Origin of the sequence: Comamonas sp. SCN 65-56 (assembly GCF_001724135.1) — a bacterium.
In the GTDB taxonomy this organism is placed as follows: domain Bacteria; phylum Pseudomonadota; class Gammaproteobacteria; order Burkholderiales; family Burkholderiaceae_C; genus Comamonas_C.
On record NZ_MEDS01000038.1, the window covers coordinates 1 to 8,951 of the forward strand.

At 63.0% G+C, this 8,951-nt stretch carries 6 protein-coding genes and 1 tRNA gene; all 7 read left to right on the forward strand.

The window, feature by feature from the left end; genetic code table 11:
- The first annotated feature begins 37 nt into the window (after window positions 1-37).
- The 7 genes from serS to ABS45_RS17075 all read left to right on the forward strand — a co-directional run bounded on the left by serS (window position 38) and on the right by ABS45_RS17075 (window position 8,817).
- Entirely contained in the window at window positions 38-1,318 is a 1,281-nt protein-coding gene (serS, locus tag ABS45_RS17045; protein ID WP_291558007.1) for a serine--tRNA ligase, read from the forward strand.
- Window positions 1,315-1,698: a hypothetical protein gene (locus ABS45_RS17050; protein ID WP_291558010.1), complete on the forward strand. Its 384-nt coding sequence runs from the start codon at window positions 1,315-1,317 to the stop codon at window positions 1,696-1,698. Before serS ends, ABS45_RS17050 begins: the two co-directional genes overlap by 4 nt.
- Window positions 1,699-1,826: 128 nt before the next feature.
- Window positions 1,827-1,916: transfer RNA gene (locus ABS45_RS17055), tRNA-Ser, on the forward strand.
- A gap of 209 nt (window positions 1,917-2,125) precedes the next feature.
- Entirely contained in the window at window positions 2,126-4,600 is a 2,475-nt protein-coding gene (gene hsdR / locus ABS45_RS17060) for an EcoAI/FtnUII family type I restriction enzme subunit R (protein WP_291558013.1), read from the forward strand.
- A gap of 139 nt (window positions 4,601-4,739) precedes the next feature.
- Window positions 4,740-6,218 carry a class I SAM-dependent DNA methyltransferase gene (locus ABS45_RS17065; RefSeq protein ID WP_291558016.1) on the forward strand — a complete coding sequence of 493 codons (1,479 nt, stop codon included), beginning with the start codon at window positions 4,740-4,742 and terminating at the stop codon, window positions 6,216-6,218.
- Window positions 6,215-8,011 (forward strand): restriction endonuclease subunit S, encoded by a 1,797-nt coding sequence (locus tag ABS45_RS17070; protein WP_291558019.1) that lies wholly within the window; start codon window positions 6,215-6,217, stop codon window positions 8,009-8,011. The genes ABS45_RS17065 and ABS45_RS17070 overlap by 4 nt, the downstream gene beginning before the upstream one ends.
- Entirely contained in the window at window positions 8,005-8,817 is an 813-nt protein-coding gene (locus tag ABS45_RS17075; RefSeq protein WP_291558022.1) for a hypothetical protein, read from the forward strand. Before ABS45_RS17070 ends, ABS45_RS17075 begins: the two co-directional genes overlap by 7 nt.
- Window positions 8,818-8,951: the final 134 nt, after the last annotated feature.

Genomic DNA, 8,951 nt, shown 5'->3' on the forward strand with positions numbered 1-8,951 from the left:
ATAATTCGCGGTTCAAGCCGTTACCTGGACCTCGCTCATGCTCGATCCCGCCCTGCTGCGTTCGCATCTCGCCGAAACCGCCGCACGCCTCGCCGAAACCCGCGGCTACATGCTGGACGTGGCTGCCGTCGAGGCGCTGGAGAGTTCGCGCAAGCAGCTGGCGATGGAGACGCAGGAGCTGCAGAACCTGCGCAACACGCGCTCCAAGGCGATCGGCCAGGCCAAGGCCAGGGGTGAGGATGTCGCGCCGCTGATGGCAGAGGTCGCTGGCATCGGCGACAAGCTCAAGGCCAACGAACAGGCGCTGGCCGAGGTGCAGGCGAAGCTTGCCGACATCGCACTGGGCATCCCGAACATCCCGCACGAGTCCGTGCCGGTCGGCAAGGACGAGCACGACAACGTCGAAGTCAGCCGCTGGGGCACGCCGCGCGAGTTCGCGTTCGCGGTGAAGGATCACGTCGAACTGGGCGAACGCCACGGCTGGCTCGACGGCGACGCCGGCGCCAAGCTCTCCGGCGCGCGCTTCACCGTGCTGCGCGGCCAACTGGCGCGCCTGCATCGCGCGCTCGGCCAGTTCATGCTCGACCTGCACACCGGCGAGCACGGCTATCTCGAATGCAACGTGCCGGTGATCGTCAACGCCGAGACCATGCAGGGCACCGGCCAGCTGCCGAAATTCGAGGAAGACCTGTTCGCCACCGAAGTCGGCGAGACGAAGCGCTACCTGATCCCCACCGCCGAAGTTTCGCTGACCAACCTGGTGCGCGACACCATCCAGGACGCCGACGCGCTGCCGCTACGCATGACTGCGCACACGCTGTGCTTCCGCGCCGAGGCCGGCAGCTACGGCCGCGACACCCGCGGCATGATCCGCCAGCACCAGTTCGAGAAGGTCGAGATGGTGCACATCGCCCGCGCCGAGCAGTCCTATGCGCAACTGGAGGAAATGGTCGGCCACGCCGAAACCGTGCTGCAGAAACTCGGCCTGCCATACCGCAAGATGCTGTTGTGCACCGGCGACATGGGCTTCGGTGCGACCAAGACCTACGACCTCGAAGTGTGGCTGCCCAGCCAGCAGACCTACCGCGAAATCTCCAGCTGCTCCAACTGCGAAGACTTCCAGGCCCGCCGCCTGCAGGCCCGCGTGCGCAACGCCGACACCGGCAAGCCCGAACTCGTGCACACCTTGAACGGCTCCGGCCTCGCCATCGGCCGCACCCTGATCGCGGTGATGGAGAACAACCAGAACGCCGACGGCTCGATCAGCGTGCCCGAGGTGCTGCGCCCGTACATGGCCGGGCTGGATCGCATCGCGTGAGTGCCGCGCAACAGGGGCCGCGTTCATGGCGGCAGGTCGAGCAGGTCGCCAGCTTCACGCTGATCGGCTGCCTGCTGGCCTTCATCGGCAGCCGCTTGTTCTTCGCGGTCTGGTGGCCACTGCATCCGCTGGACTTCGCGATTTCCTCGGTGGCTGTCGCGCTGCTTGTCGGCAGCTTCTGGTTTGCGATGCATCGTCGTGGCTGGCGCATTGCGGTGATCGTCTTCGCCAGCGCCACGCAACTGGTACCGGTGGTGGCGCGGGAACCGAAGGTGCTGCTGCCGCTGCTGGGCGCGTTGATCCCGGTGGGTGTCCTGGTGGGGTGCCTGGTGGCGTTGTCGAAGAAAGGCTCCGGCGGTCGCCCGCACAGCGGTTCCTGATAGGATTGCCCTCCCGCACTTCCGGCCGTTCAACCTGAGCGCAGGCCCGCAGGGCCGAAGTCGAAGGGCTGCCCTTCGACTCCGCTGCGCTACGCTCAGGGCGAACGGGTGAAGAGTTCGACAAACTTGGAGAGATGGCCGAGCGGTTTAAGGCACCGGTCTTGAAAACCGGCGAAGGGTCAAACCTTCCGTGGGTTCGAATCCCACTCTCTCCGCCAGAAAAGCAAAACGCCCCGAGTGGGGCGTTTTGCTTTTCGACGGAAACAAGGGATGAGTACCCACCGGTTGCCCGGTACATGCGGAGCCAACGATCAGCGCTGATCCGCCGTGCTTGTTTGAAGGCAACGGGCTGTCGACTGGTCGGGGTGGCCCCGACGCCCTATGCTCTGGCGTGTTCGAGTCGGGGGAGTTGCCAGAGTCATGCTTCATGGATAAGAAAAAACTGTCCGAAGCGGACATCTGCCTGAAGTTCATCACGCCCGCCCTGGTCGCCAGCGGCTGGAACGTGGATGAGCAGGTGTTTCAGGAATTCACACTCAAGGCCGGGCGCATGGTGGTGCGGGGCCATCGCGCCGCGCGCGACAAGTCCAGCATCCGCCGCGCCGACTACATGCTGTGTCACCGTGCGGATCGCCCGCTGGCGGTGATCGAGGCCAAGGACAACACCCATTCGCTCAACGCCGGCATGTCACAGGCGATTGCTTACGCTGAATTGCTTGATGTGCCGTTCGCGTTTTCCAGCAACGGCGACGGCTTCCTCTTCCGCGACCGCACGCTGGGCGATGGCGTGCTGGAACGCGAGATCACCCTCGACGAATTCCCCGGCCCCGACGAACTGTGGCAACGCTACTGCGCCTGGAGAGGCTGGTCGGCTGACGTGCGTCATGTGGCGGAATCGGCGTGGTTCCCCGGCAAGCCGCCACGCTATTACCAGATCGCCGCCGTCAACCGCACCGTCGAGGCAATTGCCGCGGGTCGCGACCGCGTGCTGCTGGTCATGGCCACCGGCACCGGCAAGACCTTCACCGCCTTCCAGATCATCTGGCGGCTGTGGAAGTCCGGCGCGAAGAAACGCATCCTGTATCTGGCCGACCGCAACATCCTGATCGACCAGACCATGGTCAACGATTTCAAGCCATTCAAGGGTGCGATGGCCAAGCTCAGTCCAAACCAGAAGGGCGTGGAGCGGGTCGACGCCGAGACGGGCCAGCGATTCATCGACCAGCTCGACCTGGCCGTGCACAAGACCACCAAGCTGGTCGACAAGTCCTACGAAATCTACCTGTCGCTGTACCAGGCCGTATCCGGCCGCGAAGACGAGGACAACATCTACAAGCAGTTCTCGCCGGATTTCTTCGACCTGATCATCGTCGACGAGTGCCACCGCGGCAGCGCCGCCGAGGACTCCGCGTGGCGCGAGATACTCACGTACTTCAGCAGCGCCGCGCAGATCGGCCTCACCGCCACGCCGAAGGAAACCCAGGAGATTTCCAACAGCGACTACTTCGGCGAGCCGTTCTACACCTACTCGCTGAAACAGGGCATCGACGACGGCTACCTCGCGCCGTACAAGGTCATCCGCATCGACCTCGACCGCGACGTGCACGGTTGGCGCCCGAGCGCCGGCATGACCGACAAGCACGGCAACCTGATCGAGGACCGCATCTACAACCAGCGCGACATGAACCGCTCGCTGGTGCTGGAAGCGCGCGACCAGCTCGTCGCCGACAAAATCACCCAGTACCTCAAGGCCACCGACCGCTACGCCAAGACCATCGTCTTCTGCGAAGACATCGACCACGCCGGACGCATGCGCCAGGCGCTGTCGAACGCCAACGCCGACATCTGCGTCGACCAGCCAAAGTACGTGGTGCAGATCACCGGCGACAATCGGGAAGGGAAGCTGGAGCTGGACAACTTCATCGACCCGGAGAAGACCTTCCCGGTCATCGCCACCACCTCGCGGCTGATGTCCACCGGCGTCGACGCGCAGACCTGCAAGCTTATCGTGCTGGACCAGACCATCAAGTCGATGACCACCTTCAAGCAGATCGTCGGTCGCGGCACGCGGCTGCGCGAGGATCTGGGCAAGACCTGGTTCACCATCATGGATTTCAAGCGCGCCACCGAGATGTTTGCCGACAAGGATTTCGACGGCGATCCGGTGCAGGTCTACCAGCCCGGCCCGAATGATCCCGTCGAGCCGCCGCCGACTCCGGCATCACCGTCGACCGGCGGCACGCAGGAAGAGCCCGGTCCGTGGAGTTCCGAGGGCGGCGATTCCCCGAGCACGGCTGGCCCCGGCGAAGGCGGCGAGATCGTCAAGCGCTTCGTCATCGACGGCAAGCGCGTGCCGGTCAGCATCTCCAAGGAACGCGTGCAGTACCTCGACGCAGACGGCAAGCTGATCACCGAAAGCCTGCGCGACTACACCCGTATCAACATCAAGAAGCAGTACGAGTCGCTGGATGCGTTCCTGCAGGCGTGGACCACGGCCGAACGCAAAGCCGCCCTGATCGCGGAACTGGACGACCACGGCGTGTTCCTCGACGCGCTGGCCGACGAAGTGGGCAAGGACTTCGACCCGTTCGACCTGGTGTTGCATGTCGCCTACGACATGCCGCCGCTCACCCGCGCCGAGCGCGCCAACCATGTGCGCAAGCGCAACGTGTTTACCCAATACGGCCCGGTCGCCCGCCAGGTCATCGCCGCATTGATCGACAAGTACGCCGACAGCGGCGTGCAGACCCTGGAAAGCATGGACGTGTTGCGCCTGCCGCCCATCGACCACCTCGGCACTCCGATCGAGCTGGTACGGGCGTTCGGCGGCAAGCCACAATACCTGCAGGCATTGCAGGTACTGGAAGCGGAGCTGTACCGCCCAGCTCCACCCGGCTCCTAGCCCCCTCTCCCTTTGGGAGAGGGTTGGGGTGAGGGTACGGCCGAAGCCCGAACCCCACGCTCCACCCGAACCCTCATCCGACCCTTCGGGCCACCTTCTCCCAATGGGAGAAGGAATCCCATCAAACACAGAACCATCCATGTCCAACCTCAGCTCCATCGTCAAATCCATCCAGGACATCATGCGCCAGGACGCCGGCGTCGACGGCGACGCCCAGCGCATCGGCCAGCTCACCTGGCTGTTCTTCCTGAAGATCTTCGACGCCCACGAAGAACAGCTCGAAGTGATGCACGACCATTACAAGTCGCCGCTGCCCGAACACCTGCGCTGGCGCGACTGGGCCGCCGATCCGGAAGGTCGCACCGGCGACGACCTGCTGGACTTCCTCAATATCCAGCTGTTCCCCACGCTGAAGGAACTGCCCGGTGACCTCAAGCGCAACCCGCGCGGCTACGTCATCCGGAGCGTGTTCGAGGACGCCTTCAACTACATGAAGTCCGGCCAACTGCTGCGCCAGGTGATCAACAAGATCAACGCGATCGACTTCAACCGCCAAACCGACCGCCACCAGTTCAACGACATCTACGAAAAGATCCTGCGCGACCTGCAGTCCGCCGGCAACGCGGGCGAGTTCTACACGCCGCGCGCCGTCACCCAGTTCATGGTCGACATGGTCGACCCTCGCTTAAGCGAAACCGTGCTCGATCCCGCCTGCGGCACTGGCGGCTTCCTGGTCTGCGCGCTGGAGCACCTGCGCCAGCAGGCGCGCAGCGCCGAGGACGAGGCCACCCTGCAGACCTCCATCCACGGCGTGGAGAAAAAGCAGCTGCCGCACCTGCTGTGCGTCACCAACATGCTGCTGCACGGCATCGACGTGCCCAGCGAGATCCGCCACGACAACACGCTGACCTATCCGCTGCGCAACTACGGCGCGAAAGACCGCGTCGACGTGATCGTCACCAACCCGCCGTTCGGCGGCACCGAGGAGCCGGGCGTGGAGGGCAACTTCCCCGCCGACGTGCGCACCAAGGAAACTGCCGACCTGTTCCTGGTACTGATCAAGCACCTGCTGAAACCCCACGGTCGCGGCGCCGTGGTGCTGCCCGACGGCACCCTGTTTGGCGAAGGCGTCAAATCGCGCATCAAGGAGCAGCTGCTCACCGAGTGCAACCTGCACACCATCGTGCGCCTGCCCAACGGCGTGTTCAGTCCCTACACCGGCATCAAGACCAACCTGCTGTTCTTCACCAAGGGCCAGCCCACCAAACACGTCTGGTACTACGAGCACCCGTACCCCGCCGGCGTGAAGAACTACAACAAGACCAAGCCCATCCGCATCGAGGAATTCGACGTGGAAAAAGCGTGGTGGGGCGACCCGGCCGACAACTACGCCAGCCGCGTGGAGAACGCCTTCGCCTGGAAAGTCGACATCGACACCATCAAGGCCGCCAACTGGAACCTCGACCAGAAGAACCCGCACACGGCGGAGCAGGTCAGTCTCGATCCGGATCAGTTGTTGGCTGACTACCAGCGATTGCAGGCCGAGGCGCAGGGGATGCGCGATCAGCTCAAAGCGTTGCTGGGTGCGGCGTTGGGCGGCGGCGAGGCGAAGGCATGAGCAAGTCGCGGGTCGCGGAACGCAGGGCGGCTTATGCGCTGAAGACGGCAGTGGAGCCAGCGTTTGGGACCTCGTTCGATCTGCTGGCAACGGCGCCGCAGGGTGTGGCGAAGTTGCGGGAGTTGATTCTGTCGTCGGCGGTGCGGGGGAGGCTTCTCGCTCAAGAGCCGACTGACGAACCTGCCTGCGCTCTACTTACTTCGATTGCCTCACTGAGGGAGAAAGCTCTTTCTGGACGCAGGGCGAGGGGAGCCGCAGAGCGAAGCCACGCCGACAATTTCAATTCCGCCGATCTGCTACCTGCTGGGTGGATAACTGCGGCTGGCGGCGAACTCTACTCCGTAGTACGAGGTGTTAGTTACCAGAAGCAAGATGCAATTGAATCGCCTCGAGCGTCATACATTCCACTACTTCGCGCCAATAACATCCAGCAACGGATGAATTTCAATAGTCTGGTCTATGTTCCTGAGCATCTAGTGTCCATTGACCAACGTCTCGTTGAGGGTGATTTCGTAGTCTGCCTTGCCAGCGGTAGCAAATCTTTGGTGGGCAAGGCTGCGCGATTCTCGGGTACTGAGTGCTATACCTTTGGCGCATTTTGCGGATCGCTACGAGCCTTCGATACAACGATCGTCCCATATCTCTCTGTCTTCTTCGCATCACCGCTTTACCGAGATGCAGTTTCGCTGGCTTCTTCCGGCATCGGCATCAACAATCTGAAAAGCACCACGCTTGTCGCACTTGATGTGCCTTTACCACCCCTCGCCGAACAAGCCCGCATCGTCGCGCGTGTCGAGGAGCTGATGCAGCTTTGCGACACGCTGGAAGCGCACGGCCGGCTGCAGGACGAGCAGCATGCACGGCTGGTCGCCACGCTGTTCGACGTGCTCGCCGCCAGCACATCCGCCGAAGAACTGGCCGAAAACTGGCAGCGCATCGCCACCCACTTCGACCTGCTGCTCGACCGCCCCGAAGCCGTCGACGCCCTCGAACAAGCCATCCTGCAACTTGCCGTCCGCGGTTTGCTTGTTCCGCAGGATGAGAGCGACGAGCCGGCAAGCAAGTTGCTCGACCGAATTCGTGCCGAGAAAGGTCAGCTTGTTGCGGAAGGCAAGGTCGGGCGCGATATGCCACTGCCACAGGTTGCAGATGACGAAGCTCCGTTTGTGGTGCCTGCTGCATGGCAATGGGTTCGTTTCGGTGCCTTGGTTAGGAAGAGCGAAGCAGGGTGGAGTCCAAGCTGTGAGGGAGGTTCTCGGCGTGGCGATGCCTGGGGCGTGCTGAAAGTAAGCGCCGTATCTTGGGGAGAGTTTCGTTCCTCCGAAAACAAACAGCTTCCAGCAAGCCTCAAGCCACGTCCAGAGTACGAAGTACAGAGCGGCGACTTCCTGATTTCACGCGCCAACACCGAGGAGCTAGTTGCGCGATCTGTCGTTGCGAAGAATCCTGAGCCAAGATTGATGCTCAGTGACAAGATCATTCGCCTCGATATTTCTTCGTTGGTTGACCGAGACTTTCTCAATATGGTCAACAACGCCAAGACTTCGCGGACTTATTACGCGGAGAACGCGTCTGGCACTAGCAGCTCCATGAAGAACGTAGGCAGACAAGTGATTCTCAATTTGCCTATTCCCCTCCCAGCCCTCGCCGAACAACACCGCATCGTCGCCCGCGTCGAACAACTGCGTCGCCTCTGCGCCGACCTGCGCGAGCGCCTGCAGCAAGCCCGCGTCACCCAGTCCCGCCTCGCCGATGCACTGGTCAGCGCAGCAGACCAATCATCTGCATGCTGAGCATCAACCCCAAGTCAGTGGTCGATGGGATTCGCGACTTCGCCGCGGTGTGGAAAAAGCGCCGCAATCCTGCCCGCGCTCAGGCACAACGCTTGCTGGATGCCTTCGCCGCCCACGGCGTCGCCGGTGTGCAAATTCCCCGTCTGCTTCCCGAGGCACTGGCCCTGCCCAACGCGGCCTTCGCCGACGCGGATGATCTCAAGGACAAACTCACGCCGCGCTTGCTCGACTGGGCGGCGGACACGCTTGCGTTGCGCCGCGGCTGGCTCGATGGCGTCGACTCCCAGCGCCATCATCGCGTGCAGGGCTACAAGCAACCATCGATCTATCGCGACTGGCTACAGCAGCGGCAGAAACTTTTCCCCAACCTCGATCGCATCATCCACGTCTTCGTGGCCAGCAAGGAACCGCTCGGCCCGCAAAGCACGGGATCGCTATGCGTCGCCTATGGTGAGCGCTTCGACACGCTCGATACGCAGGAGCTGAGCCGCTACTGGCTGCTCTCCGATCACTGGCGCCTCGACCATTCGCCTTGCACCGTCAACCTGATGGCCCTCTGCGCCATCGCGGGCGAGCTTGGCATCATGGTCATCGGTCATGTCGCCACGCGGGAGGCGCTGGTGCGCCTTGACGACGGCCAGTTGTTCGTCCCGCAGGTGCTTGCCCTCGACGCCCATCGCTGGTTCCCCGCCGATCTGATCGACCCGCCACCGGGGCAGGACAGCGCGTGGCGTCAGACGCTGTGGGCCGATGCGCAGGAGTTGCTGCGCTCGGGCCATGCGCTAGGCCCGAATCGCAGTACCTGATCTTGCATCGCGAGGCTCGCACGGGTTCCAGGCCCCATCTTGTCCACAATTGACTTCTGTCCACAAAACATGGACAAATCCCAATCATGGACAAACACCGCCGTCAACACGAACCGGATCTGCTGCAGGCTGCC

What these genes read in the sequence shown, in the direction of transcription:
- ABS45_RS17065 (WP_291558016.1), top strand. Translation starts at nt 4,740, where the DNA reads ATGTCCAACCTCAGCTCCATCGTCAAATCCATCCAGGACATCATGCGC.
- ABS45_RS17070 (WP_291558019.1), top strand. Translation starts at nt 6,215, where the DNA reads ATGAGCAAGTCGCGGGTCGCGGAACGCAGGGCGGCTTATGCGCTGAAG.
- ABS45_RS17075 (WP_291558022.1), top strand. Translation starts at nt 8,005, where the DNA reads ATGCTGAGCATCAACCCCAAGTCAGTGGTCGATGGGATTCGCGACTTC.
- hsdR (WP_291558013.1), top strand. Translation starts at nt 2,126, where the DNA reads ATGGATAAGAAAAAACTGTCCGAAGCGGACATCTGCCTGAAGTTCATC.
- serS (WP_291558007.1), top strand. Translation starts at nt 38, where the DNA reads ATGCTCGATCCCGCCCTGCTGCGTTCGCATCTCGCCGAAACCGCCGCA.